This window comes from Microbacterium flavescens, from assembly GCF_018588945.1.
GTDB lineage: Bacteria > Actinomycetota > Actinomycetes > Actinomycetales > Microbacteriaceae > Microbacterium > Microbacterium flavescens.
The window spans coordinates 173,963-199,826 of the sequence record NZ_JAFIWA010000004.1; the positions used below are offsets into that span (position 1 = coordinate 173,963).

Sequence of the window (25,864 nt, forward strand, 5' to 3'; positions counted from 1 at the left end):
GTCATCGAAGAGAAGGCCGCGCCATCGCGATGCGCATCCGCTCTTCGGGGTCGATGAAATGGTCGTGGTCGTCGAGGCCGAGGTCGAGCTGGACCCACGAGATCCTGCCGGTGAAGCGGCTCGTCTGCGGCGTGTAGTCGTCGGTGACCGGCGTTCCCGACTCGTAGCCGATGTCGGTCGTCTCATCGGCGGAGAACACCATCGGCTGCGTCGCTCCCACCCGTCCGTCGCCGACCGCCTCGCCGTCGTAGTAGAGCGTGACATCGCCGCCCTTCGCGAGGCCTCCGCCGTCGTACGCGAACTCCATGCGCACCTGGTGCGTCCCCTCCGGGATCACGGAGCCGGCGATGGTCGTGAAGTGCTGGATGCCCAGCACGTTGTAGTCGAAGCGCAGCGCGCCCTCGTGCACGTAGAGGCTCCAGCCGCCGAACCGGCCGCCCTGGGCGATGATGACGCCGCGGGCTCCGGCATCCGGAATCATCACTTCGGCCGTCACCGAGAAGGACCGGTTCTTGACGCTGACGACACTGTTCTCCGACAGCCGGCCCATGCCGGGGAAGAACAGCTGCGAATCGCCGTGGACGAGCGTCGGCCGGCCTGCGATGTCAGGGTTCAGCCGGTCGGCCGTCCGGTCGTCGAGGGGCAGCACGTTGTATTTCACAGCCTCGATGAGCCACAGCCGCTGCAGCTCATGAAGCTTGTCCGGATGCTCCGCCGCGAGGTCACGTGCCTGGCTGTAGTCCGTCGTCCCGTCGTAGAGCTCCCACACGTCGTCGTCGAAGGCCGGCAGGACGCCGCCGACCATGATCCAGGGGGTGCGGTGCTTGGTGACGGCGCTCCACCCCCGGTGGTAGATCCCGCGGTTGCCGAACATCTCGAAGTACTGCAGGTCATGCACCTCGGCGACGTCCGGCGAAGCAAAGGTCGGCAGCATGCTGCGCCCTTCCATCGGCGACTGCTGGACGCCGTTGACCACCGTCGGCTCGGGGAGCCCCGCCGCCTCGAGGATGGTCGGGGCGAGGTCGATGACGTGCGTGAACTGCGAGCGCAGACCGCCCTTCTCCTCGATCCCGCGCGGCCAGTGGACGATGGTCCCGTTGCGCGTGCCTCCCCAGTGCGAGGCGACCTGCTTCGTCCACTGGAACGGGGTGTCCATCGCCCAGGCCCAGCCCACGGCGTAGTGGTTGTACGACGTGGGCGAGCCGAACTCGTCCATCTTCGAGCGCATGAACTCCGGCGTCTCGAGGGCGGCCATCCCGTTGAAGTTGGCCATCTCGTTGAACGCGCCGTTGACGGTGCCCTCGGCCGAGGCGCCGTTGTCGCCGATGATGTAGTAGATCAGCGTGTCGTCGAGGATCCCGAGGTCTTCCACGGCGTCGAGCACGCGCCCGACGTGATGGTCGGTGTGCTCGAGGAAGCCGGCGTACACCTCCATCTCGCGCTCGAGGACCGGCTTCAGCTCGTCGGGCATGTCGTCCCACGCCGGGATCTCGTCGTGGCGGGGCGTGAGCTCGGCGTCGGCGGGGATCACCCCGAGCTCCTTCTGCCGCGCGAAGGTCGCCTCGCGCTGTGCGTCCCACCCGCCTGCGAACTCGCCCTTGTACCGGTCTGCCCACTCGGCGGGGACGTGGTGGGGGGCGTGCGTCGCGCCGGGCGCGAAGTACACGAAGAACGGCCGGTCGGGTGCGAGCGCCTTCTGGGTGCGCATCCAGCCGATGGCCCTGTCGGCGAGGTCCTCGGTGAGGTGATATCCCTCCTCGGGCGTCGCGGGCGGCTCCACCGCAGTGGTGCCCTCGTACAGCGCGGGCTCCCACTGATTGTTCTCGCCGCCGATGAACCCGTAGAACGTCTCGAAGCCGCCGCCGCCCGACGGCCACGCGTCGAACGGACCGATCGGCGACGACTGCCACACCGGCACCTCGTGGCATTTGCCGAACTGCGCCGTCGAGTAGCCGTTGAGCTTGAGTGTCATCGCCAAGGGAGCCTTGGTGTTCGGGCGCAGCGAGCTGTTGCCCGGTGCCGAGGTGGCCGTCTCGGTGATGCTTCCCATGCCGACCGAGTGGTGATTGCGCCCGGTGAGCAGCGCCTGCCGCGTGGGTGCGCACAGTGCGGTGGTGTGGAACCGGTTGTAGCGCAGACCGCCGGCCGCGAGCCGCTCCGCCGACGGCGTGCGGCAGGGTCCTCCGAAGACGCTGGAGGCGCCGAAGCCGACGTCGTCGAGCAGGATCACGAGCACGTTCGGCGCACCCTCGGGCGGCAGGAGGGGGGTGATGGGCGGATACGAGGTCTCGGGATCCTTCGCGTCGTAGGTGGTCAGCGACGGTCCCGGACGATCCGGGATCGGAAGCAGGGTGCGGGCATGGCGGTCGACGGTCATGACTCCTCCTCGGGCTCTGACCGGCAAGCTACGGCGGACGATTCGAAGGCACGTCACCCGGACGGGGTGACGTGGGCCGCCGTGGGCGGGTCAGCGTCCGGTTGCGTCGCCCTCGTCGTCGGGGCGCGTGCCGAGCGCCTCGACTTTGGCCAGCAGCTGCCGCATCTGCCCGCGGGTCGCCGGCTCGGCGTCGTCGTGGTTGCGGGCCGCCCGCTCGAAGATCCACGACGCGAGCGTGGCGGTGATGATGCCGGCGAGTGCGATCCCGCTGAACATCACGCCCACTCCGATGGCGCGCCCCAGCCCGGTGACCGGGAAGAAGTCGCCGTAGCCGGTCGTCGTGATGGTCACGCACGACCACCAGATCGCCTCCCCGAAGGAGGTGATGTTGGCGTCGGGCGAGCTGCCCTCGGCCTCGAGCACGGCCAGCGACGCGATGTAGATGAGCAGCACACCGGCGCCGGCTCCGTAGACCATGATCTGTGTGCGCAGCTGCGTGCCGGCGGACGGGCGCATTCCGGGCACCCGCGTCAGCGCGCGCAGCAGCAGCACGAGCCGGAACACCGGGATCAGCGTGATGGCGAGGGTGCCCAGGTGCTTGCGGAACCAGACCCGCCGGTCCTTGGCGAGCGACAGGCGCACGACGTAGTCGACGATGAAGAGCGCCCACGTCGCCAGGATCACCAGGCTGACCACGGTGCGCGCAGTGCCGTCCAGGCCGCCGATGACCCGCCACGAGTACGCGACGAGGTACGCCAGCGACGCCAGGATGAGCGGCACCTCGGTGCGGCGATGCCAAGTCTGCTCATCCACACGCGCATCATGCCGCAGTCCGCGGCCGTCTCCCGAGTGGCGCGCGGGTCAGGAGGCGGAGCGGGTGTCGGGAGGGGGGACGGCGCTGCGGTCGCCCGAGAGCCACCGCAGCCAGTGCGCCTGCGGATCGCCCTCGAGCACGAGCGCGCGGACGGCGAGCGTGAGCGGGATGGAGAGGATCGCCCCGAGCGGCCCGATGACGAACGTCCAGAAGATGACCGAGAAGAAGCTCAGGGTGAGGCTGAGGTCGACCGCGTCGCTGACGAACTTGGGCTGCACCAGCACCTGCAGCACGACGTTCACCACGCAGTAGATCGCGATGACGGCCAGCAGCATCGGCCAGCCGCCGACCACGAACGCGAGCACCGCGGGCGGGATCAGCCCCAGGACGAAGCCGATGTTGGGCACGAAGTTGGTGACGAAGGCGAGGATCGCCCACACGAGCGGCGCGGGCACGCCCAGCCACAGGAGGGCGAAGCCGTCGATGATCGCGACGATCGCGCCGAACGTGGCGTTGACGACGTAGTAGCGGCGCACGCCGGTGTTCAGCCGTCGGATCCGCGCGAGCGCGGCGGTCTTCGCCCGCCCGAAGACCCGGCCGGCGTCGCGGTAGCGCGCGGCATCGGCCGCCATGAAGATGACGTACGCGAAGACGAAGAACAGCGCCGTGCCGACCGCGAGCACCGCTCCCCCGATGCTCGATGCGAGGCCGACGAGCATCTCGGGATCGAGGACGGCGGCTGCGGCATCCGCTGCCTGATCATCCAGTCCGGCCGACCGCAGCCAGCCGAGGAAGTTCTGCACGCCGGCTTGAAGCTCATCGGAGAACTCGCCCACGAGTCGCGCGAACTGGGTGCCCGCCAGCCAGAGGAGGGCGCCCATCACGCCGAGGACGAGGTATGCGACGACGATGACCGCGGTGGTGCCCGTCCAATGCGGCCACCCGCGGCCCTCGAGCGGGCGGCGCACGGGCTCGCAGATGATCACGAGCACGATGGCCAGAACGAGCGGCCCGACGAGTTCGCGTGCGAAGTACACGCCGGCGAGCACGACCACGGCGGCCGCGAGGCCGAGCAGGGTGCGCAGGCTCGGCGAGAGCATCGGCGGCGGAGGCGATGCAGCGGCGCGGGTCACGCGGCCAGGGTATCGACGGCGCGAGGCCGGTCGGCGGATTTCACCCCCGAAGTCACCCCCGCGCGCCGCCGGGCGGTGCCACACTGACCTCATGTCGACGACGGACGCGAGGCCGCTGGCGGAGACGTGGTCGCGGCCGCCCAGCCTGCAGGACCATCTGGCCGAGGGCCGTGCCCAGCGGGAATCCCACCCGCGCGAGAGCCTCGCCTCGCCGCCGGTGGGGGCGCGCGACCCGATGGGCATCCTCGACCGGCAGGACTCCACCCGTGTGCCCGAGCTCGTGCCGGTCCGCACGCAGCGCATGGCCGAGAGCGCCTTCGCGTTCTACCGGGGCACGGCGGCGCTGATGGCGGCCGACCTGGCCCGCTCGCCCGGCAGCGGCCTCGTGGTCGGATCGTGCGGCGACGCGCACGTGTCGAACTTCGGCCTGTTCGCCTCTCCGCAGCGCACGCTCGTGTTCGACCTCAACGACTTCGACGAGTCCGCCTGGGCGCCGTGGGAATGGGACGTCAAGCGCCTCGTCACCAGCATCGTGATCGCCGGCCAGTCGACATCGCGCGACGAGAAGGTCGTGCGGGATGCCGCGCTCGGCGCCGTGCGGACCTATGCGCGCGCCCTCGGCAACGGGGCCAAGCGCAGCCCCCTCAAGCGGTACTACGACCACTTCGATGCCGAAGCCGGCTCGTCGTCACTCGACCCGGAGTCGGCGGACGCCCTGCACAAGGCGGTGAAGGACGCGGAGAAGCGCACGGCGGCGCGCGCGGTACGCAAGCTCACGACGCTCGACGACTCGGGGCGGCTCGTGTTCAGCGAGATCCCGCCGACGATGACGCACGTGGATCCGCGCATCGAGCTGCGGATCAACGAGTTCGTCGAGCAGTACCAGCAGTCGGCGAACATCGACATCCGCGTCCTGCTGCAGAAGTACCACGTGACCGACATCGCCCGCCGGGTGGTCGGCGTCGGCAGCGTCGGCACCCGCTGCTACCTCATCTCGATGGCGGACGGCGACGGCAACGCGCTGCTCCTGCAGGGCAAGGAGGCCGGGCGGAGCGTGCTCATCGAGTACGGCGAGGTCGAGCAGCCCGAGGGCGTCGCCCGCTACATCGAGCAGGCCGGCGAGGGCGGGCGCGTCGTGGCGATGCAGCGCATCCTGCAGGCCGTCTCGGATCCCTTCCTCGGGTATCTCACCGGCCCCTCGGTCGACGGTCCCGAGCGCTCCTTCTACGTGCGGCAGTTCCACGACAAGAAGGGCGGCTTCGACGTCGACGCGCTCGAGGACGCCGCCTTCGGCTGGTACGCGGATGCCTGTGCCACCACGCTCGCGCGCGCGCACGGCCAGTCCCCCAATGCCTCCGTCGTCGCGGGCTACGTCGGCGGCGGCCGGGTGGCGGGCGAGGCGATCCTCGAGTGGTCGTACGCGTACGCCGACCTCTCGCGTGCGGATTGGCAGCTCTTCCGGCGCCACCGCGGCGTCGACCAGCCGACGGGCTGAGTCCGGTCCCGGCCTTCGGCGACGATCAGCGCGCGTCCATGGGCTCCACGCGGAACGTGAAGGCGCGCCCGTCGCGGAACGGCTCGACGAGCTCGAAGTTCTCGAAGGCGATGCCGCCGGGAATCGGGTGGTCGCTCATCCAGTAGGTGTGGCGCCCGTTGACCTGCACGACGAGCGCGGAATCGGGGTCGTCGGCGATCCAGGTCTGCACGCCTCTCCGGCCGACGTAATGCCAGTGCTCCTTCGTGCCGGGGGCGTACGTGGCCGCGACCGGCTCCATCTCGTCGGTGACCGCCGACACCGACACGGAGCCCGCGTCGCGGGCGAGGCGGTCCACCGGGAACGAGGCGTGGTCGGCGAAGTGCACGTCGCGGTACTCCGGCCACAGCTCGGCCGCCGTCACGGCGCCGTCCGCGAGCTCGAGCCGCCGCAGGCGCGCCCAGTTGCCCATCGTGGCCGACAGGACGCAGGCACCCAGGGGTGCCGAGTCGGAGCGCACGGATGCCGCGACCGAGACCTCGTGCGGACGGTCGGCGCGGAACACCGCCGTGACCCGGACGTGCGCGCCGTTCGCGAATCGCTCGACGCCGATGTGCACGGTGAGCCGCTCGACCCCGTCGGCATCGACCGAGACCACGCCCCGCGCAGGAGCGTCCGGGGTGCGGGGCCTTTCGTCGTCGGGGTCGTCGACGCTCCACATCCGCAGGCCGGGCACGTCGTCGAGCCGGCTCCGCTCGAGCTCGGAGTAGCCGCGCTCGATCGTGCCCGCCGGGATCGGCTCGACCGCGATGAAGTTGAGGAGACGCTCGCGCGGCTGGTCCAGATACGGCGTGTAGATCCGCAGCAGCCCCCGCGGTCCCGACAGCGGATGCAGGCCCAGCTGCATACCGTCGGGGTGCCCCCAGCGGGGCTCACGGCGGCTGTCACCGGCCGACGGCCGCAGCCACCTGTCGTCGGCGGCCGCCTCGATCCATTCCTCTCCCGAGGCGTCGCGGCCCGTGCGCCCGCCCACGGTCACAGGCCGTTGACGGCGCCCACGAGGTTGACCTTGATGCCGATCCGGTCGAACATCGCGGCCTTCGCGACGAGTGCCTTGTCGGCGGTCTCGGCGTCGGGGACGTAGACGAGCTGGGCGTGGTTGGCCTTGTGGCGCGACATGAACTGGTCGCGGCTGACGTCGTGCAGCACGACGTGGGCGATGGGCCACTCGGGGTTCGTCGCATCCTTCCGCCGTTGCGTCTCGTCGGCCGGCAGCTCGACGACGGTGCCGCGGAAGATGTCGGCCTGCAGGATGCCGTCGGCGATGAACACGCGCGACAGCACGACCTCGCCGGGCTTCGAGACGCCGTTGATCGTGGCGCCGCCGGCGGGGAAGAACACGGGCCCCTGCCGCCAGCCCTCCGCCTGGTCCCAGCCGCCGAGGTGCGATCCGGGCACCGAGCCCGAGATCTCGTACACCCAGACGAACTGCCCGTCGTACTCCTCGCCCCAGCGGACATCGTGCAGCGTGTTGTCGGGCACGAGCCCCATCGCGCGCCACACGCGGTCGGTGATGAGCGCGTCGACCGCGACGCCCTCGTCCGCCTCGTTGAAGTGCGGGAACGCGCGTCCGGCGAACAGCTCGCGCGATCCGTCGCGCGAGAGCACAGGGGGCCGCTCGGTCGAGTTGAGCACGCCCTCGGCCAGGTCGGAGGCGGGCACCAGGTCCTTGAGCCCCTGCTGGTACTGGATGCCGACGGCGTCGAGGCCGAAGTCGTCGGCGATCCGCAGCGCCGCGATGTACATCTTCATCTGCCAGCGCACCTGCGCTTCGGTGAGCTCGGTCGCCTCGTCGGAGCCGAAGCGGAACGTCATGCCGCGTTCGACCAGCCAATCCCTGGCCGCGTCGGCCTCGGCATCCGTCACCGTCAGCATCTCGGCGTAGAGCGCCGACTGGGACAGCCGCTCCTTGTAGATGCCGGTGGTGTTGAGCAGCTCGTCGTCGAAGATCGCGTTGTACATGCCCATGCAGCCCTCGTCGAACACGCCGATGATGGCCTTGTCGGCGAGCAGCTCGTCGCCGAGAGCCCGCCCGAGCTCGACCTCGGGCGTCGACGGAAGCTCGCCGAGCGGACGGACGTGCGAGGCGTCGTGCGTGATGCGGCCCGTCTCGGTCCACTCCTCGAGGCCCGCGCGGAACCAGTCGTCGGTGAAGTCGACCGACCAGATCGTCGAGTACTCCTTGCCCATCTTGGTCAGGCCGGCGTTCAGCCCGAGAAGGCCCACGAGACCCGGCCAATCGCCGGCGAAGTTCGCGACGGTGAGGATCGGTCCCTCGTGCGTGCGCAGCCCGGCGAGCACGTGGTGCGAGTACTGCCACACCGCCTCCGCGACGATCAGCGGCGCGTCCGCCGGGATGGTCTTGAAGACCTCGAGGCCCATGCGCTGGCTCGAGATGAACCCGTGCCCGGTCTCGGCGTCGACGTCGTTGGCGCGGACCACCGTCCAGCCGAGATCGCCGAGCGCCGCCGTCACGTCTGCTTCCATCTGCGCCTGCGTCGGCCAGCCCGCGCTGTTGGCCGACTCGCGCAGGTCGCCGCTCGCGATGAGGTACGCGGTCTTCGCGGGGACGGCCGCGCGCTCACGGGCGGCGGGGAGGGTGTAGGTGCTCATGCGGTCTCCTGTGATGCGGGGTGGTCGGTGGAAGTCGTGCGCAGCCCGGCGTTCTGGCCGGCTGCGAGTCGGAGGGGTCCGGACGCCTCGCGCCCGTCGATGACGAGCCGGTCGAGCTCGAGCAGTCCGCCGTCGACGTGGAGCACGGCCTCGTCGCCGTCGATCTCCACGCGGCCCCAGGCGGTGCCGGTGGTGAAGAGCGCGCGCATCGGGCCGGGCTCGGCCGGCGCGAACGCGAGGGTGCGGGCCGGGGCATCCCACTGCGCACCGGTGAAGGCCAGCAGCAGTCCCCACGACGCGAGCGAGCGCGCGTAGTGGTTGCCGCACTCGATCTCGTTCCACGGGTTGCGCGCGGTCCCGTCGTAGCGTGCTCGCAGGGTGCGCTCGATGCGGAGCGCCTCGTCGGTCGAACCCGCGAAGACGAGGGATGCCGCGACCTGATGCTCGATGCCCGTCCAGACCTCGTCGGAGTAGACGAAGGGGATGGCCGGGCGCCCGCCGCGCGGCCACGACGCGAGGAGCAGCCCGCCCTCGTCGTTCAGCGCATAGACGCGCTGCGTGCTCTCGTGCGCGGTGAGGTCGTCGCGGAAGTTGTGCCGCACGATCGCGCCGAGCGCGCTGCGCACCCGCTCACGCGGGAGCAGCTCGCCGAGCCCGTTCAGGTAGGCGTGGAACTGGCCGAGCAGCTGGTCGGAGAGCACGCCCTCGCCGTACTGGTACCGGTGCGCGTCGACGTCGTCGATCACCTGCCGGTAGTACTCGCCGTTCCAGAGGCGCTCGTCCATCCCGTCGGCCGCGCGCTCGGCCCGGGTGAGCCAGTCGGCCGCCCGCTCCGGCTCGCCCAGGTGCGCGGCCATGCGGGCTCCGGCGCGCAGGGCGGCGGCGAACATCGAGTTCGCGAGCGGGTCGATGCCGTGGAACTCGATGTCGTAGGTGTTGTGCAGCTCGCCGTCGAGGAGGCCGTCGCCGTCGGTGTCCCACTCGCGGATCGCGTACTCGAGCGTGCGGACCGCCGCGGGCCACAGCTCGCGGAGGAAGTCGTCGTCGCCCGAGAAGCGCCACTCGCGATGGAGTCTCAGGAGGGTTCCGAGCTGACCGTCGATCGCCGGTCCCATGAACCACGGTGCCCCGCCGAACACGCCGTTGGAGCGGAACTTCTGCGCCCCCGACTCGTCGGTCTCGAGGAGGTACTCGACCCGGCGGGCGCTGCGTTCGAGCGACGGGAACAGCCAGGCGACGGTCTGGGCGTACGACCACACGTGGGTGCACGTGCCCTCGCACGATCCGCCGTGATCGAAGGAGCCCTCCCACGCGGCGAACACCGGGCCGGAGCCGAGCTGCGGCGTCGGCGACTCGATCACGAAGGCGGTGGTCGAGCGTGCGGCCGCGATGTTGGCGCCGATGGCGTCGACGATCGCGGGGTCGAGCGTCCCGCCGTACAGCGCCTCGACGAACGCGAGCGTCTGGGCTTCGAGGGGCGCGAGTTCGCGATGGAGGTGGGATGCCGCGGCCCACGCGTCGGGCCAGACGGTGGCGTAGTGGTTGCGCACGACGCCCTCGTCGGTGCGGTCGTCGCGCACGATGTGGCCGCGCCAGGACCGGTGGCGGTTCGGGAAGCTCCAGGCGAGGACGAACTCGAAGTCGTGCGTCTCGCCGGGAGCGAGCTCGTGGACGATGCCGAGCGACCCGGTCCGGAGGCGGGGCAGCCGTTCGAACAGCTCCGCCTCGGTCATCTCACCGGCCGCGTCGGAGTCGGCGAAGAGCCCGCGGGGGCGATCCTCGAGCGTGAGGCGCGGTTCGGGCTCGAGAAGCCCGTCCTCCGACAGGTCGTTCCAGAACAGGCGTGGTCCGTCCGGCCAGAACCCGGTCACCCACTGCGGCTTGGCCGTGGTCGAGGTGTCGGTCGTGGTGAGGCTGAGCGTTCCGAACCCGAGATCGTCGTGCGGCAGGTCGATGCCGAAGTCGAGCCCGCGCACCCCGTCCTCGTCGCGCCAGCGCACGGTCTGCGGCGCGCGCATCCCGAACGGCCCCTCGCCGCGTCCGGCCGTGTGCGACATGCTGCCCGCCACCGTCACGGAGACCGGCACGTCGCCGGGGTTGGTCACGCTGTACCGAAGGACGGCGGCCGGGATTCCCGACGCGTCGGCGTCGAGCGGCACGAGCGGGGTGAACGCGCGCAGCGACACGCTCACGGGCAGCACGTCGTCGTCGAAGTCGACGTCGACCACCGGGTACTCGCCGTGCAGAGTCGCGGCGCGCAGGCGCGGCAGGCCGGCCTGCCGCTCGAAGGGATAGCCGGCGTCCCAGTCGTGACGCCCGGTCAGCCTCGCCTCGATCACGCGGGTGACCGCGTCGCCGCCCGCCGGGCGCGCGTGGATCGCGAAGAAGGAGTACGGGTTGGTCCGGCCCTTGTCGGGCAGGTTCTCCAGCTCCCAGTCGCGCAGCTCGCCCCGCGCCCCGATCGAGACGTTGCCGGTGCCGATGCCGCCGAGCGGGAACGCCGCGCGCTCGGCGGTGTGCGGGATGCCTCGCGCCCGGCGGTTCATACGAGAACTCCTTCAGGGCTCTCCGAGCGGTGCCGCTCGGCCGCGAGTTCGTGCACCAGCTCTCTGGTCGACGCGTACAGCTCGAGGTACCGCGCGAACTGACGGTCGTAGATGCGGGATGCCTCGGCGTCCGGCTCGATCCGCTGGGTGACCGGGTTCCACTCGGCGATACGCGGGGCCTCGCCTTCCGGGGCGACCGCGACGGCCGCGAGGAAGGCGGCGCCGTACGCGGCGCCCATCGTGACCTGCGGGACCTCCTGAACGAGACCCGTCGCGTCGGAGACGATCTGGAGCCACAGCTCGCCCTGCGTGCCGCCGCCCACGGCGATGATGCGGCGGATGTCGGCGCCGGCGGCGCGCATCGTCTCGACGTTGTGGCGCACGCCGAGTGCGGTCGCCTCGAGGGCGGCGCGGTAGAGGTCGCCGCGCGTGTGGTCGAGGGTGAGCCCCGCGATGACGCCGCGTGCGTCGGGGTCGAGGATCGGCGTCCGCTCTCCGGCGAAGTAGGGAAGCATCAGCAGCCCCCGTGCGCCCGGCCCCGATGCGGCGGCCTCGGCGAGGAGGGTGGGGTAGTCCGCGTCCGTCAGGTCCTTCAGCCAGGCGGTGAGGGCGCCCGACGTGGCGAGGCCTCCGGCGAGGTTGCGCGTGCCCCGGAAGGCGCCGACCGTGGTCCACATGGACGGAGTACGCAGGGTGCGGGTTCCGGTCGCGATGAGGAACATCGTCGTGCCATACATCAGCATGAGGTCGCCGGGCTCGTGGGCGCCGACGCTCACCGCCTCGGTCCACGCGTCGATGGTGCCGACGATGACGGGGGTGCCTGCGGGGATCCCCGTGGCCAGGGCCGCGGCATCCGTCACCCTCCCGGCGATGTCGCCCGGCCAGGCCAGCACCGGGGCCTCGATGCCAGGGACGAATCGCCGCCACCACGGCTCGTGCCACGCCTCGGCGTCGACGTCGTAGAGCGGCGACGTCTGGCTCGCCGACTGGTGATCGAGCACGTACGCGCCCGTCAGCCGCCGCGCCAGCCACGAGGCCGGCATGAACAGCCGGCGTGCGCGCGCGTAGGCCGCGGGCTCGGCGTCGGCCACCCACGCGATCTTGGGTCCGGCGGCCTGCGAGGTGAGACGCGATCCGCCGACCCGCACGATCTCGTCCTCGCCGAGGTCGGCGGTCATCCGCCCGACCTGCTCGCCGGCGCGGGTGTCGACGCCGTAGAGGATGGCCGGACGCACGGGCACGTCGGTCTCGTCGACGAGGAGCACGCAGGGTCCCATGCCGCTCACGCCGACAGCGACGATCTCGGCGGCGAGGCCCTCCTCGTCGGCCGATGCGCGCAGGGCACGAGCGAGTGACGTGAACTCGTCCCACCACACCGCGGCGTCCATCTCCACCCAGCCCGAGCGCGGGCGCGAGACGTCGTGCGCGAGCGTCGCGCTCGCGAGGATGCGCCCCGTCTCGTCGACGAGCACGCCTTTGCTGCTCGACGTGCCGATGTCGACACCGAGGGTGCAGCGGTAGGTCATCGCATCCTCCTTGATCGCGACGTCGGGCTGATCGAACTCGTTCACTCTAAACGAAATCGATTTCATGATCAACCGCGCGAAAGCGCCCGGCTCTGAAACCCGGGGGATGGAGTGTCTCAGACGCGAGCGCTGGGAAGGGCCGGCTGCACCTCGTTGCGCAGCACGACCGTGCGGGCCGGCTGATCATCGCCGCCGATGCGCTCGAGCAGCATCTTGGCCGCCGTCACGCCCATGTGCCGCGCCGGGAGGCGCACAACGGTGACGGCGCGCGGCGACAGAGTCGTGAACGGCAGCGAGCCCACGACGGCGACGCCGATCTTCGGCGGCGTCAGGCCGTGCTCGGTCAGCACCTGGATGGCGCCGACGCCGAGGAGGTTGTTCCCGGCGACGACGGCGTCGGGAGGATCCGGCAGGGCGAGGAGCTCTTCCATGGTCTCGCGCCCGCCGTCCACCCGGAACGTCGAGTACCTCAGCAGCTCGTCGTGGTCGGCGTCCGGGAAGTGCCGCGCGAGCACAGCGCGCCAGCCCTGGGCGCGCTCGTATGCGGTCTCGATGTGCTGGGGTCCGGTGATGCAGGCGATGCGGCGGTAGCCGGCCTGGACGAGATTCTCCGTCGCCGCCTGCCCCGCCGTGCGATTGGCCATGACGACGCCGTCGATGTCGTAGCCCGTGCCGCGGTCGACCGCGACCACGGGGCGCCCGATGGCAACGAGGTCGTCGAGGTTGGTGTGGTCGGATGCCGCGGCCAGGATCACCCCGGCCATGTGCTCGGAGATCGCGATCTGGAGGTAGGTCGCCTCCTTGTCGAGCTGAGAGTCGGTGTTGCAGAGCACCACGGAGTACCCTGCCTGCGACGCGACGTCTTCCACCCCGCGGGCCATCTCGGTGAAGTAGGGGTTCTCGATGTCGGGGATGACGAGCGCGATGACCTCAGACGCGCGGCGGCGGAGCGTGCGCGCGGTGCGGTTCGGCGTGAAGTTGAGCTGGCGCGCGGCATCCCGCACCGCCACGGTCTTCTCGTCGGAGACGCCGATGCCGTTGAACACGCGCGAAACCGTCGCGGGGGACACCCCGGCGAGCTTCGCAACCTCGTAGATCGTGGCCATCGCCCCTGCCTCAACCAGCGCCGGCCCGCGTTGACATTGCCGGTCCGCCAACCATACAGTGTTGAAATCGATTCCAGAAGCTCGCCGATCTGGCGTGCCGACACGAGGAAGTGCTGAAGCGATGAACTCCCCCCAGCTGCCCGCCCCCGACCTCTCGTCGATCTCGGCGTTGCGTCGCCTGCAGACGCGATCGATCTCGCCGGAGAACTTCGACGGCTCTGCAGGCGGCGGCGGCCGCGCGGCCGAGGGCACCGGCGCCGCCTCGGCCCGCGACCTCGGCCCGGGCTGGAAGATCTCCCCCAGCGTCGACATCAAGGCGGGTGAGACCTTCGACCTCGCGAACATCGAGGGCGGCGGGAAGATCACCCACATCTGGATCACGACCCACACCGACAACTGGCGCACCCTGATCCTGCGCGCGTACTGGGACGGGTCGGGCGAACCGGCGGTCGAGGTGCCCTACGGCGACTTCTTCTGCAACGGGTGGGGTGTGTTCGCCCAGGTGAACTCGCAGCCGATCGCCGCGAACCCGCATGGCGGCTTCAACTCGTACTGGCCGATGCCCTTCCGCGACGGCGCCCGGCTGACGATCGAGAACACCTCCGTCGTCGACGTGCGCGTCTACTACCAGGTCACCTACGAGATCGGCGGGGACTACTCGGGCGAGGGCTACTTCCACGCGCAGTGGCGGCGTTCGAACCCGCTCGAGGAGCTCGTCCCCCACACCATCCTCGAAGGCATCGAGGGGCAGGGGCAGTACGTCGGCACGTACATCGCGTGGGGCGTCAACTCCAACGGATGGTGGGGTGAGGGCGAGATCAAGTTCTACCTCGACGACGACACCGACTACCCGACCATCTGCGGCACCGGCACCGAGGACTACTTCGGCGGGGCGTGGAACTTCGACATCCCGGGCCGCGGATACACGGAATTCTCCACTCCGTACCTCGGCATGCCCCAGGTGATCCGGCCCGACGGGCTCTACGTCAGCCAGCAGCGGTTCGGCATGTACCGCTGGCACCTGCTGGATCCGATCCACTTCGCGACCGGCATCCCCAAGGTCGACATCCAGGCACTCGGCTGGCGCAGCGGCTGGCGGTACCTGCCGCTGCGCGACGACATCGCCTCGACGGCGCTGTTCTACCTCGACCGTCCGACCGCGCGCCGGCCGAAGACGCCCTCGGCCGACGACATGGAGGTGCACCTGGGCACCGCCCCGGTGCCCGACATCGGCGCGATGCCCCCGCGGGCGCCCCAGGACTGATCCGGTGCGCACCCGTCGCCTCGCGATCGCCGGGCTCGCCGGGATCGCCTCAGCGGTGCTCGTGCTCAGTGGCTGCTCGGCGGAGAGCGTTCCCGCCGACGTCGAGTTCCCCGACGCCCTCCCCGGCGCGTCGCTCCGTGCCGCCGTCGCGGACGCCGTCACCGCGGTCGGCGTGTCGGACGGCGACCTGTGGCCGAGCTGCTGGTCCGACGACGACGCGCTGTACTCGGCGAACGGCGACGGCGCCGGGTTCGGCAATGAGTTCTCCGACATCGTGGTGAACCGCGTCACCGGCTCGCCGACGGACGAGGAGGGACTCGAGGGCGAGGTCTTGGCCGCCGGAGATGCCGTCGGTCAGGTGTGGTCGGGCGACGGGTTCACCCGCAAGCCGACGGGCATGCTGTGCACGGACGGGTCGCTCTATCTCGCCGTGCAGGACCTGCGGCTGGACTTCAACGAGGCTCCGGCCGCGACCATCGCGCGCAGTGACGACCACGGCAGGACCTGGACGTGGGACGAGTCAGCCCCGATGTTCGACGACGGGGTCTTCACGACCGTGTGGTTCGCCGACTACGGGCAGGAGAACGAGCACGCACCCGAGCCCGGGTACGCCTACGCGTACGGGCTCGACGGAAACTGGCGCGACTCGTTCGACGACTCGGTGCCCGACCCGACCGAGCTGTTCCTCGCGCGCGTGCCGGTGGAGTCGGTTCAGGATGCCTCCACCTGGGAGTTCTACGCCGGTGAGCCGGGCGATGCCGAGCCGACGTGGACCGACGACATCGCGGACAAGCGTCCGGTCCTCGTCGACGACAGGGTTCAGCACCCGGGCGACGGCACCGCCGAGGACGGCGAGACCGTGGGTGCGCAGAACCTGACGGTCCTCTCGCAGGGCGGCGTGACGTACCTGCCGAAGCTCGAGCGCTACATCTACACGTCGTGGACCGAGCTCACGTTCGAGTTCTACGAGTCGCCGGCCCCGTGGGGCCCGTGGACGCTCTTCCTCTCGGAGGACTTCGGACCCTACCCCTGGACCGACGAGCGATTCGGCGGCTACGGCACGACCATCCCGTCGAAGTTCGTCTCGGACGACAACCGCTCGATGTGGGTGCAGTCCAACGTCTGCCCCTGCGCGCCGGCCGGCATGTCGTCCTACTGGCTGGGGCTGCGGCCCCTCCACATCGAGCCGGCGTCATGACGCCGGCACCTCCCTCGCCTGCGCGGAGCGGCTCCGCGCCCCGATGACGCGCCCGCCACCGGGGCGGGCTCGAATGAAGGAGAGTGCAATGACGCCTCTGAAGAGGATCACGGCCGCCGCGGCGGCCGTCGGGATGGCCGTGGCCGGCACACTCGGCCTGGCGAGTCCCGCGCTCGCGACCGACGCGCCGACACCGGTGACGGTCGTCGAGAAGCTCACCGGTCCCGACGCGCCGAACAACACGTGGGGGCGGTGGGACATCAAGGCCACCGACCTCGGCGTGATGTGGGACGACGGCGACGGGCGCGTGCTGACCGCGTTCGGCGACACGTTCGGAAACGGCTGGACCGGACCGGGCGGCGGCTCCGGACCGAACGGCAACTGGCGCAGCAACGTGCTGGTGCGTTCGAGCGACACCGATCTGTCGGACGGGATGCTGTACGAGAGCGCCCCTCAGTCGCCGCAGGGCATCGCGAAAGAGCTCATCCCGTCGAAGAAGATCAACGGCGACGAGATGACGACGATCCCGACGGCCGGCATCTCGGTCAGCGACCGTCAGTACCTCGGCTTCATGTCGGTCAAGCAGTGGGGCGAGCCGGGGTACTGGGACACCAACTACGCCGGCATCGCGTACTCCGATGACGGCGGCGAGAACTGGACGGTGTCGGACACGCGGTGGGACAACACCGCCGAGGGCACCCAGCCGTTCCAGATGCAGGCCTACGCCAAGAAGAACAACGACATCTACGTGTTCGGCACGCCGAACGGCCGTCACGGCGCGGTGCACGTCGCCAAGGTGCCCGCGAAGAAGCTGCTCGACAAGTCGGCCTACCGGTACTGGGATGGCGATCGCTGGTCCAAGAGCGAGGCGGACGCCGCTCCCGTCATCGACGCCCCCGCCAGCGAGCTCTCGGTGCAGTACGACTCGTTCAGCAAGCGCTACCTGCTCATGACGCTGTCCGGACCCGACATCGTGATGCGGACGGCGAAATCGCCCACCGGGCCGTGGACGGCGCCGCAGATCGTCGCGAGCAACGCCGACTATCCCGGCCTGTACGGCGGGTACTTCCACCCGTGGAACGAGGACGGAGAGATCTACTTCGCCATGTCGCAGTGGAGCCCGTACAACGTCTACCTGATGCGCATGCAGATCGACCAGTCGGGAACCATCGTGAACCCCAACCTCGTCGCGAACCCGAGCTTCGAGCGCGGGACGACGGTGGGCGACGGCACGAACGGCACGTGGGGCTGCACCCCCAACTGCGGCATCGACACTGCGCCGCCGGAGTCGTTCTCGGGTGACCGCAACGCGTTCGTCCGGTACAACACCGGCTGGCGCAACATCTGGCAGGACGTCGACGTCGAACCGGGCACTGCGTATCGGCTGACCGGATTCCTCCGCACCTCGATGAACAGCGATGCCGGGTTCTTCGGCGCGCGCACCCTCGACGGCACCGTGATCGCCGAGGCGCACTTCATCTCGGTCGGACCGTGGACGAAGTTCACCGTGGACTTCGACAGCGGGGCGCACGAGGCCGTGCAGGTGTTCGCGGGCGTCTGGACGAACTCCGGCGACATCTGGCTGCAGGCCGACGATATCGCCGTCATCCGCCGCTGACAGCGACCGGGCCGTCCGATCCGGACGGCCCGGTCCCCCAGGGAGCTCGCATGACCGACACGCCGTATCCCCTCGCCGACGGGGCGCCCGTGAACCCCGACACCGGCCAGCTGCGCCTTCGGGTCGCCCACGTCGACCAGGCGAACACCGTCTGGGCGGAGGGTGACGGCGACCTGTGGCCTTCCGCGTGGGCGGACGACGATGGTCTGTACACCGCCGCCGGGGACGGCACCGGATTCGCGCCGCACGGGTGGAGCGACATCCTCGTCGGTCGGGTCGACGGCACTCCCGCGACGGGGCTCCGCGGCACCCACCTGGCCGCAGGCGACGCCGTGGCGCCGATCTGGGACGCACCCCGCTTCAATCGCAAGCCCACCGGGATGGTGGCCGTCGACGGCGACGGCGACGGCCGCGACGAGCTGTATCTCGCGGTGCAGGACCTGCGCTGCGGCGCGGAGCCGGGAGTCTTCGACGAGGCGCCGACGGCGACGGTCGTGCGCTCTGCCGACCGGGGGCGCACGTGGTCGTGGGCTGCCGCGCCGCTGTTCCGCTCGCACGTCTTCACGACGGTGATGTTCCTCGACCTGGGCCGATCGAACGGCGGGAGCCCCTGGGTCTACGCGTACGGCATCGACGGCAACTGGCGCACGTCGTTCACGCGCGTCGTCCCCGACCCCACCGCGCTGTTCCTCGCCCGGGTGCCGGCGTCGTCGGTCACCCAGCGCGAGTCGTGGCGCTTCTTCGCCGGCTTCGACGACGACCGGATGCCGCGCTGGAGCGCCGACATCGGCGAGAAGGCGGCCGTGCTCGAAGATCGCCGCGTGATGTACCCCGATCCGGCTCCGTACGGCGGGCGATCCGGGTTCACGCCCATCGCGCAGGGCGGAGTCGTGTGGAATGCGGGCCTCGGCCGGTACCTTTACTCGTCGTGGAGCGAGTACACCCACGAGATCTTCGAGGCGCCAGCGCCGTGGGGGCCGTGGCGGCACCTGCACTCCGCGGACTACGGGCACTTCCCGTGGCAGGGACCGCGATCCCCGATCGCCGCCCACGGGGGCTACGCGCCGACGATGCCGTCGAAGTTCATCTCCGGCGACGGCCGCGACCTGTGGCTGCAGAGCAACTGGTTCTTCCCGGCGTCATCGCTGGGCGGCAGGGCCTACACTTTCGGCCTGCGGCGCGTGCGCCTGGATCCGGGAACGGATGCCGAAACCGACGGCGGTCCGGGAAACCTCGCGCTCGCTGCGGACACCTGGCCGCTGGTGAGCAGGGTCGCGGACGGGCAGACCTCGGTGCTCAACGACGGCCGGCGCGACCGCGTCGAGGACTCCGGCCGAGGACCGGGCGTCGGCGACGACGTCTGGGGCTACGAGTGGCCGTCGCCTCGTCGGTTCGATCGCGTCGTCTACGTGACCGGCCGGCAGGACTCCCTCGGCGGGTGGTTCACCGACGGCCCGTGGGTCGAGGTGCGCTCGGGCGGCGAGTGGCGGCGGGTCGCAGCATCCGTCACTCCTTCCTATCCTCACGACTGGACGGCGCTCGAGCAGCGGGAGTACGTCTTCGACTTCGAGCCCGTGCTGGCCGACGGGGTTCGGATCACGGGCGCGCCGGGCGGCCCTTTCCGCTACACCTCGATCGCCGAGCTCGAGGTCTGGCACCGCGCCGCGGCTACTTGATGCCCGCCAGGCGCACGCCGTTGACGATGTACCGCTGGAAGATCAGCACCAGGATGATCGTCGGCAGGGCGGCGAGCGTGGAGCCGGCCATGAGGAGGCCCCACTCGTTGCCGCGCTCGCTGCGGAAGCCTGCGAGGTACTGCATGATCTGCTGCAGGCCCGGGTCCTGGATCGTGAGGATGGGCCACACGTACGCGTTCCAGTAGGCGAGGTACGAGCCGACGCCCACCACGACGAAGACGCCCTGCGACTGCGGCAGGAAGATCGACCAGAAGATGCGCCAGCGTCCGGCGCCGTCGATGAGGGCGGCCTCCTCGATCGCGATCGGGGTGTTCAGGTAGAACTGCCGGATGAAGAACATCTGAGCCGCCGCTGCGACGCCGGGGATGATCAGCACCGCGAGGGTGTTGAGCATGCCGAGGTTCGACACGACGACGAACGACGTCAGCAGGATCGCCATGCCGGGGATGAACATCGGGGTGATGCAGAAGATCCACCAGAACCGCTTGCCGCGGAAGTCGAGGCGCGCGAACACGTAGGCCGCGAACGAGTTCACGGTGAGGCTCAGCAGGGTGAAGATCAGCGCGCCGATGAAGGTCAGCACCATCGCCTGGACGAAGGCGGGGTCCTGGAGGATGTCGACGTAGTTCTGCCACAGCCAGATCTCCGGGAAGAACTGGAACGGGGTCTTCACGACCTCGCTCTTGCCCTTGAATCCCGAGATGACCATCCAGCCGAGCGGGAGCATGGTGCTCACGACGATGAGGGTGGCGAGGACGTACGTCCCGATGCGGCGTCCGACGGAAGTGTTCATGAGTGTGCGGGTCCCTACGCGTCGATCGCCTTGTCCGACCGGATGACCCGGAAGATCAGCACGCTGATGGTGCCGAGGACGAAGAACAGGATGAGTGCGGCGGTGAGCGAGAAGCTCGTCGCGTAGGGAGTGGGGTCCTTGAAGGTGTTGAAGATGAACAGGTTGGGGGTCATCGTGGCGTTGGTCGGCCCGCCGCCGGTCATGATGAGCGGCAGCTCGAACTGCTGCATGCCCGCGATGGTCGCGGTGACCAGAAGGTAGAGCAGCACGTTCTTCATGAGCGGGATGGTGATGAACCACGTGCGCTGGAAGTAGTTCGCTCCCTCGAGCTGCGCCGCCTCGTAGTAGCTCTGCGGGATGTCGTACATGCCGGCGAGCATGATCAGCGTCGTGATGCCGAAGGCGAGCCAGATGCCGGGGATCGAGATGGCCGGAAGCGCGAGGTTCGGGTCGGACAGGAACGCGTACGGCCCGAGGCCGACGAAGCTGAGCAGCCAGTTGATGATGCCGCCGTCGGCGCGGTACATGAAGATGAACACGATCGAGGCGACCACGGCCGAGACCACCGTCGGGATGTAGACCGTGGTCTTGAGCAGACCGGCGAGTTTGATGCCGCAGGTGCGGATGAAGCTCGCCATGAGGAACGCGATGATCATGATCGCCGGGACGGTGAAGAGCACGTACTGCACACCGATGCCGATCGAGTGCCAGAACTTCGGGTCCTCCAGCACGTAGCGGTAGAACTGCAGGCCGACGAAGACCGGGTCCTCGTAGAAGCTGATCTCGAAGGTCGAGAGGTAGAACGACCACAGCAGCGGCCACCACACGAAGATGGCGAGCAGCACGATCATCGGCGCGAGCATCAGGTACGCCGTGCGGTTGTCCATCATGTGCTTGCTGACGCGCTCGCGCGCCTGGCGGCGACGACGGCCCTTGGTGGGCCTCTCCGGCTGGAGCGCGACGCTCGCAGCGGTGCCCATGTGCGTCGTCGTCTGCGGCGACATCGTCATGGCGGTCTCCTTCGACTCGTAGGGGGATGTCAGGGAGGTGGGGCGGATGCCGCGGCATCCGCCCCACTGCTCGGTATCAGTCGCCGGTGCCGGTGCCTGCGAGCTTCTGCTTCTCGATGACATCCTCGATCGCCACCTGCGCCTCTTCGAGTGCCGCGGGGATGTCACCACCCTTCATGGCCTTCTCGATCGCGGTCGCGAAGGCGAGGCTGACGTCCCACGGGTACGCCGGCTCCGACTTGGCGTAGGGGACGATCTGCTCGGTGATGGTGGCGAGGAACGGGTTCGCGCTGGCCTCGTCGGTCTCGGCGAGCGCCTCGGTCACCGACACGCGCGCCGGGTACTTCGAGAACCCGGTGGCGGTGAAGAAGTCGACCAGACGGTCGGTGTCATCGGCGAGCAGCCACTCCACGAACTCGGCTGCGCCCTCCGTCGACTTCGACTTCGAGTCGACCGTGAGCGTCCAGCCGCCGAGGGTCGAGGTGGGCAGCGTCTCGTCGCCGTTGTGCGACGGGAACGGCGCGACCTGGGTGTTCTCCCAGACCTCGGCCCAGTCGGGGTTCGACGAGATCTGTCCGAGCGCCCACGAACCGCACGCGCTCATCGCGACCTTGCCCTCACCGAAGAAGGAGCAGTCGGCGTAGCCGTAGGTCGGCTCCTGCGGCATGAGCTTCTCGGTGTAGAGCGTCTGGTACAGGCCCAGCAGCTCCTCGTACGCGGGGTCGGTGGCGTCCGCCGTCGACCAGTCGCCGCGCAGCGGCAGGTCGCCCGCTGTGTTGTACTGCAGGCCCCAGCTCGACCACCCGAGGTCGGGCGCGGTCTGGCCGATGTTCATGCCGTACACACCGTCGCCGGTGAGCTTGCGCGCGTCTTCGACGAGCTCGTCCCAGTCGGTCGGCGGAGCGTCGATGCCGGCGGCCTCGAGCAGGTCGGTGCGGTAGAAGAGCACGGTCGACGGCTCCACGAGGAGCGGGTAGCCGTAGACCCCCTCGTCCACGGTGACGAACGGCTTGATGTTCTCCGCGATGTCGGTGAACGCCTCTTCATCCATCAGCGCCGTCAGGTCGGCGAGCTGGCCGTTCGCCTGCATGGGCTTGATGTTGCCGTAGTTCGTGGTCTTGACGTCGGGCGCCTTGCCCGCGGCCTGCGCGGCCTTGAGCTTCTGGTCCCACGTGTCGGCGGGAACGACGAGGTACTGCACCTCGACGTCGTCGCTCTGCGCGTTGAACTCTTTGACCTGCGCCTTGAACCACTCCTGCTGGTAGTCCTCGAACTGCTGCTGCCAGAAGATGACCTTCGTCTTGCCATCCTCGGTCGTCGGCGCGCTGCCGCCCCCGGCGCAGCCGGCGAGCAGTGCGCCCGCCGAGGCGGTCGCCACGACGGCGAGCGCGAGCCTGCTGTATCTCTTGTGCATTCGTCCCTCCTCAGGAACTCGACTCTGCGATGAGTCGACGCTGTGGCCGGTCAGGAAGCCCGGTCTGACATCCATCTGTGCATCGCGGTGGCGCCGCGGATCGTCACTGATCTCGTCTGCGGGCCAGCGTAAGCGAAATCGATTTCAAGCGCAATGCCGACTCGCTGCGTCTTCGACGGCGCTGCGGTGACCGAACCGACGTTCAGGGCCTGAAAACACGCTCGAAGACGCCATTCGGGCGCTCACCGGGCCTCGATCGCCGGCCGAGCGCTCTGTATCGATTTCACAACGACGGGCTGTGAGCCCTATTCGGCCTTCTCGAGGTCGGTCGAGAACCAGAAGACGTTGTAGGGATCCCAGAGCGACAGCGTGAAGTAGATCGTGCGGCCATCGTCGGAGACGTACCGGGGGTTCATGTACGGCGAGTACAGCCCAGGGTACTCCGCGCTGGAGATCAGCTCGATGGGATCCGCCCACGGTCCCCACGGCGTGACGCCCTCGCGGATGAACGCGTTGCCGCCGTCGGAGTATGTCATGATCCACCGGTCGAGATGGGTCGACCACATCACCGACAGCTCGCCGATCGTCCCCTCGACGACGGTCTCCGCCGCCGCCATGTCGGCGTCCCAGGTGGGCTCACCCGCGGCATCCGCACCGGCGAAGTACTCGTACGCCGACTGGTCCTCGACCGCCTCTTCGGTGGCAGGCACGCGCATGAGCTGCACGCTGCCGAAGCGGCCCGACGGGATGCCCCAGAAGTAGAGGTACTCGGTGCCGTCCTCGACGACATGGGCAGGCGCGACCTGGATGAAGTTCGAGTCTCCCGGCCACCGCGGACCGTCGAGTGCCGTCCAGGTCTCGCCTTCGTCCGTCGACTTGGCCAGGCTCGCGAAGTTGGCGTCCCACGCCCCCGGCTCGCCCCAGAACGACACCGACATGTACGAGATGTAGAGCGTCTCGCCCACCGCGAACCCGTGGGTCGGGATCTTCGTGACCTCGCCCTCGCCGTCATTCGGGTCGTGGTCGCCCTCGACCAGGGCCTCGGCCCAGCCGATGTCGTCGGCAGGCGCCCATCCGTCGAAGGAGATGCCGTCGGTCGGGTCGTCGTCGGTGGTCCACGCCGAGACGTTCGAGCGCCAGATGCCGCCTTGACCGCCGATCGAGTCGGGGTCGCGATCACCGAACGTGTCGCCGAAGAAGAAGATCGTCTTGTCGCCCACGTTGGCCATCGAGCCGAGGTCCGTGCCGGCGACGGCCGCGGTCTCGGTGTCGTTCATCGCGTCGGGCCCTGTGAGCTGCGCGATCTCGGTCAGGTTGCTCACGCCCTCGAGCACGAAGGGCTTGCCGGGGTCGGGGTCGACCGGGACGGGCCCCGAGGCAGGGTCCGCCGGTCCGCATCCGCTCAGCAGCGCGATGCCGAGGGCGAGGGATGCCGCGATCGCCGTGCGACGGCGTGAACGAGCCTTCTGAGCCGACATGATCCTCCTCGATCGTCCCTGTCACGATACGAGGAGCGGGCCGAAATCAGAAATCGATTTCAACAGGGTTGTGCGACGTCGGTGGACCGACGCGGTGCCAACGTGAGCGGCGGCTGGGCCGGACGGGGCTCACGCCGGGTCGTCGGTGGACGTGCCGGCGGCATCGCCGCGCTCGAGCTGGTGGCGCGGTCGCCAGACGACGAGCTCGGTCGCCCGTCGCAGGCGCGTGCCGTGCCGCAGGGTCACGACGGATCCGGTCGCCCCGGCCGCGAACACCCGCGCGCCGGGACGCCGTTCGAGCTCTGTGCGCACGCGCTCTTCGAGGTCGCGCACCCGGCCGTGGAGCTCGCGCACCCGGTCTTCGAGTTCGAGGATGCGGGCGATCGCCGGCAGGCCGATGCCTTCGGCCGACATTCGCGCGACCTCGCGCAGCTGGGCGACGTGGCGGAGCGAGTAGCGGCGGGATCCGCCGGGGGTGCGGGCGGGAACGACGAGTCCGAGGCGGTCGTACTGGCGGAGAGTCTGGGGGTGCATGCCGGAGAGCTCGGCGGCCACGGCGATCGCGAAGATCGGCGCGTCGTCGTCGATGTCGTGCTGCTCACCCAATGGACTCACCTCCGCTCAAGCATTCGTTCGTTGAGCGAGCGCAGCGAGACGAAACGCCCTGAACCGGCGTAATTCGTCGGCTTGAAGCGTTTCGTCTCGCTCGTACCTCGCTCGCTCAACGACCGGTTCATGACTAGCCGCGCGCCTTCGTCATGAGGTCGGCGCGCGGGTTCTCCTTCGGCTCGAGATCATGGAACCGCTCGAGCGCCTCGCGGGCGGCGTCGTCGAGGTGCGACGGCACCGCCACCTGCACCTCGGCCAGCAGGTCGCCGGTGCCCTTGGCGGTCTGGACGCCGCGGCCCTTGACGCGCAGGACGCGACCCGACGGGGTGCCCGGTGCCACACGCAGCTTGACGGGGTCACCGCCCAGCGTGGGGACCTCGATGGTCGCGCCGAGGGCCGCCTCGGTGAAGGTCACCGGGACCGTCACCCGAAGGTTGAGGCCGTCGCGGGTGAACACCGGGTGCGGCCGCACAGCGACCTGCACCACGACGTCGCCCGTCTCGCCGCCGTCGGGCGACGGGCGGCCGCGGCCGCGCAGGCGGATCTTCTGACCGTCGGAGACGCCCGCGGGGATCTTCACCTTGAACGGCTTGCCGTCTTCGCCCTGCAGCGTGATCGTCTCGCCCTTGGTCGCCGTGACGAAGTCGATCGTCGTGCGGGCCGTGACGTCGGCGCCGCGAGTCGGCCCGCCGTAGCCGCGATAGCCTCCGGTCGACTGTCCGAATCGGCCGTTGCCGAAGCCGCCGCCCTGCTGGTTGAACATCGCGAAGATGTCGTCGAAGTCCTCGCTCTGGTAGCGGCTGCCGCCGCGGCCCTGATTGAACATGCTGAAGACGTCTTCGAAGCCGCCGTTGCCGCCCTGGCCGCCCGCCGTGAAGCGGGCGCCCGAGCCCATCGCCCGGATCTGGTCGTACTCCTTGCGCTGCTCGGCGTCGGACAGCACCGAGTACGCCTCGCTCACCTCTTTGAACTTCGCCTCCGCCTTGGCGTCGCCCTGATTCGAATCCGGATGGTAGGTGCGGGCGAGCTTGCGGTAGGTCTTCTTGAGGTCAGCGTCGCTGACGTCCTTGGACACACCGAGGATCGCGTAGAAGTCCTTGTCGAACCAGTCCTGACTGGCCATAGATGCCCTCC

The 25,864-nt window shown here is 69.7% G+C and carries 19 protein-coding genes; 5 read left to right on the forward strand and 14 right to left on the reverse strand.

The features are described from left to right. Position 1: 1 nt before the first annotated feature. From JX005_RS09855 to JX005_RS09865, 3 genes are all read right to left on the reverse strand, one after another. Positions 2–2,377 carry an arylsulfatase gene (locus JX005_RS09855; protein ID WP_214467319.1) on the reverse strand — a complete coding sequence of 792 codons (2,376 nt, stop codon included), beginning with the start codon at positions 2,375–2,377 and terminating at the stop codon, positions 2–4. A 90-nt stretch (positions 2,378–2,467) separates the two neighbouring features. Beyond that, on the reverse strand, positions 2,468–3,190 hold the full coding sequence (locus JX005_RS09860; RefSeq protein WP_214467320.1) for a potassium channel family protein: 723 nt from the start codon (positions 3,188–3,190) through the stop codon (positions 2,468–2,470). A 48-nt stretch (positions 3,191–3,238) separates the two neighbouring features. Then, positions 3,239–4,324, reverse strand: coding sequence for an AI-2E family transporter (locus tag JX005_RS09865; protein WP_307858549.1), 1,086 nt, complete (start codon positions 4,322–4,324; stop codon positions 3,239–3,241). 91 nt (positions 4,325–4,415) lie between these two features. Here JX005_RS09865 and JX005_RS09870 point away from each other — a divergent pair, with 91 nt between their 5' ends. After that, positions 4,416–5,819 (forward strand): DUF2252 domain-containing protein, encoded by a 1,404-nt coding sequence (locus JX005_RS09870; RefSeq protein ID WP_214467321.1) that lies wholly within the window; start codon positions 4,416–4,418, stop codon positions 5,817–5,819. Between the two features lie 25 nt (positions 5,820–5,844). Here the strand turns inward: JX005_RS09870 and JX005_RS09875 are convergent, their stop codons facing one another. The 5 genes from JX005_RS09875 to JX005_RS09895 all read right to left on the reverse strand — a co-directional run bounded on the left by JX005_RS09875 (position 5,845) and on the right by JX005_RS09895 (position 13,649). Beyond that, positions 5,845–6,831 (reverse strand): hypothetical protein, encoded by a 987-nt coding sequence (locus JX005_RS09875; protein ID WP_307858550.1) that lies wholly within the window; start codon positions 6,829–6,831, stop codon positions 5,845–5,847. A gap of 2 nt (positions 6,832–6,833) precedes the next feature. Continuing rightward, a complete protein-coding gene (locus JX005_RS09880; protein WP_214467322.1) occupies positions 6,834–8,471 on the reverse strand; it encodes a fucose isomerase in 1,638 nt (545 codons plus the stop codon). Continuing rightward, positions 8,468–11,017, reverse strand: a complete 2,550-nt coding sequence (locus tag JX005_RS09885; RefSeq protein WP_214467323.1) for a GH116 family glycosyl-hydrolase — start codon at positions 11,015–11,017, stop codon at positions 8,468–8,470. The genes JX005_RS09880 and JX005_RS09885 overlap by 4 nt, the downstream gene beginning before the upstream one ends. Beyond that, on the reverse strand, positions 11,014–12,588 hold the full coding sequence (locus JX005_RS09890; RefSeq protein WP_307858551.1) for an FGGY-family carbohydrate kinase: 1,575 nt from the start codon (positions 12,586–12,588) through the stop codon (positions 11,014–11,016). Before JX005_RS09890 ends, JX005_RS09885 begins: the two co-directional genes overlap by 4 nt. A gap of 71 nt (positions 12,589–12,659) precedes the next feature. Continuing rightward, positions 12,660–13,649 (reverse strand): LacI family DNA-binding transcriptional regulator, encoded by a 990-nt coding sequence (locus tag JX005_RS09895; RefSeq protein WP_214467324.1) that lies wholly within the window; start codon positions 13,647–13,649, stop codon positions 12,660–12,662. A 121-nt stretch (positions 13,650–13,770) separates the two neighbouring features. On the opposite strand from JX005_RS09895, the gene JX005_RS09900 reads away from it, so the two are divergent. From JX005_RS09900 to JX005_RS09915, 4 genes are all read left to right on the forward strand, one after another. Further along, positions 13,771–14,913 carry a glycoside hydrolase family 172 protein gene (locus JX005_RS09900; RefSeq protein WP_214467325.1) on the forward strand — a complete coding sequence of 381 codons (1,143 nt, stop codon included), beginning with the start codon at positions 13,771–13,773 and terminating at the stop codon, positions 14,911–14,913. Positions 14,914–14,917: 4 nt separating this feature from the next. Next, positions 14,918–16,111, forward strand: coding sequence for a glycoside hydrolase family 183 protein (locus JX005_RS09905; RefSeq protein WP_214467326.1), 1,194 nt, complete (start codon positions 14,918–14,920; stop codon positions 16,109–16,111). An 88-nt stretch (positions 16,112–16,199) separates the two neighbouring features. Beyond that, positions 16,200–17,729: a glycoside hydrolase family 183 protein gene (locus tag JX005_RS09910; protein ID WP_214467327.1), complete on the forward strand. Its 1,530-nt coding sequence runs from the start codon at positions 16,200–16,202 to the stop codon at positions 17,727–17,729. 50 nt (positions 17,730–17,779) lie between these two features. Beyond that, entirely contained in the window at positions 17,780–19,405 is a 1,626-nt protein-coding gene (locus JX005_RS09915; RefSeq protein WP_214467328.1) for a glycoside hydrolase family 183 protein, read from the forward strand. Here the strand turns inward: JX005_RS09915 and JX005_RS09920 are convergent. The 6 genes from JX005_RS09920 to JX005_RS09945 all read right to left on the reverse strand — a co-directional run bounded on the left by JX005_RS09920 (position 19,398) and on the right by JX005_RS09945 (position 25,853). Next, a complete protein-coding gene (locus JX005_RS09920) occupies positions 19,398–20,219 on the reverse strand; it encodes a carbohydrate ABC transporter permease (RefSeq protein ID WP_214467329.1) in 822 nt (273 codons plus the stop codon). The two genes, JX005_RS09915 and JX005_RS09920, sit on opposite strands and share 8 nt — an antisense overlap. Positions 20,220–20,233: 14 nt before the next feature. Next, positions 20,234–21,229: a carbohydrate ABC transporter permease gene (locus tag JX005_RS09925; RefSeq protein ID WP_214467330.1), complete on the reverse strand. Its 996-nt coding sequence runs from the start codon at positions 21,227–21,229 to the stop codon at positions 20,234–20,236. Positions 21,230–21,305: 76 nt separating this feature from the next. Continuing rightward, positions 21,306–22,643 (reverse strand): ABC transporter substrate-binding protein, encoded by a 1,338-nt coding sequence (locus tag JX005_RS09930; protein ID WP_214467331.1) that lies wholly within the window; start codon positions 22,641–22,643, stop codon positions 21,306–21,308. 305 nt (positions 22,644–22,948) lie between these two features. Beyond that, on the reverse strand, positions 22,949–24,121 hold the full coding sequence (locus JX005_RS09935) for a glycoside hydrolase family 183 protein (protein WP_214467332.1): 1,173 nt from the start codon (positions 24,119–24,121) through the stop codon (positions 22,949–22,951). A gap of 129 nt (positions 24,122–24,250) precedes the next feature. Further along, the gene (locus JX005_RS09940; RefSeq protein WP_246533799.1) at positions 24,251–24,727 is read right to left on the reverse strand and encodes a heat shock protein transcriptional repressor HspR; all 477 of its coding nucleotides are present in this window, start codon (positions 24,725–24,727) and stop codon (positions 24,251–24,253) included. 133 nt (positions 24,728–24,860) lie between these two features. Continuing rightward, complete coding sequence (locus JX005_RS09945) at positions 24,861–25,853, reverse strand: DnaJ C-terminal domain-containing protein (protein WP_214467333.1); 993 nt, start codon at positions 25,851–25,853, stop codon at positions 24,861–24,863. Positions 25,854–25,864 lie beyond the last annotated feature (11 nt).

Coding starts and splice junctions, on each gene's coding strand:
- JX005_RS09855 (WP_214467319.1), bottom strand. CDS start 2,377: ATGACCGTCGACCGCCATGCCCGCACCCTGCTTCCGATCCCGGATCGT.
- JX005_RS09870 (WP_214467321.1), top strand. CDS start 4,416: ATGTCGACGACGGACGCGAGGCCGCTGGCGGAGACGTGGTCGCGGCCG.
- JX005_RS09880 (WP_214467322.1), bottom strand. CDS start 8,471: ATGAGCACCTACACCCTCCCCGCCGCCCGTGAGCGCGCGGCCGTCCCC.
- JX005_RS09885 (WP_214467323.1), bottom strand. CDS start 11,017: ATGAACCGCCGGGCGCGAGGCATCCCGCACACCGCCGAGCGCGCGGCG.
- JX005_RS09895 (WP_214467324.1), bottom strand. CDS start 13,649: ATGGCCACGATCTACGAGGTTGCGAAGCTCGCCGGGGTGTCCCCCGCG.
- JX005_RS09900 (WP_214467325.1), top strand. CDS start 13,771: ATGAACTCCCCCCAGCTGCCCGCCCCCGACCTCTCGTCGATCTCGGCG.
- JX005_RS09910 (WP_214467327.1), top strand. CDS start 16,200: ATGACGCCTCTGAAGAGGATCACGGCCGCCGCGGCGGCCGTCGGGATG.
- JX005_RS09915 (WP_214467328.1), top strand. CDS start 17,780: ATGACCGACACGCCGTATCCCCTCGCCGACGGGGCGCCCGTGAACCCC.
- JX005_RS09920 (WP_214467329.1), bottom strand. CDS start 20,219: ATGAACACTTCCGTCGGACGCCGCATCGGGACGTACGTCCTCGCCACC.
- JX005_RS09925 (WP_214467330.1), bottom strand. CDS start 21,229: ATGACGATGTCGCCGCAGACGACGACGCACATGGGCACCGCTGCGAGC.
- JX005_RS09930 (WP_214467331.1), bottom strand. CDS start 22,643: ATGCACAAGAGATACAGCAGGCTCGCGCTCGCCGTCGTGGCGACCGCC.
- JX005_RS09935 (WP_214467332.1), bottom strand. CDS start 24,121: ATGTCGGCTCAGAAGGCTCGTTCACGCCGTCGCACGGCGATCGCGGCA.
- JX005_RS09945 (WP_214467333.1), bottom strand. CDS start 25,853: ATGGCCAGTCAGGACTGGTTCGACAAGGACTTCTACGCGATCCTCGGT.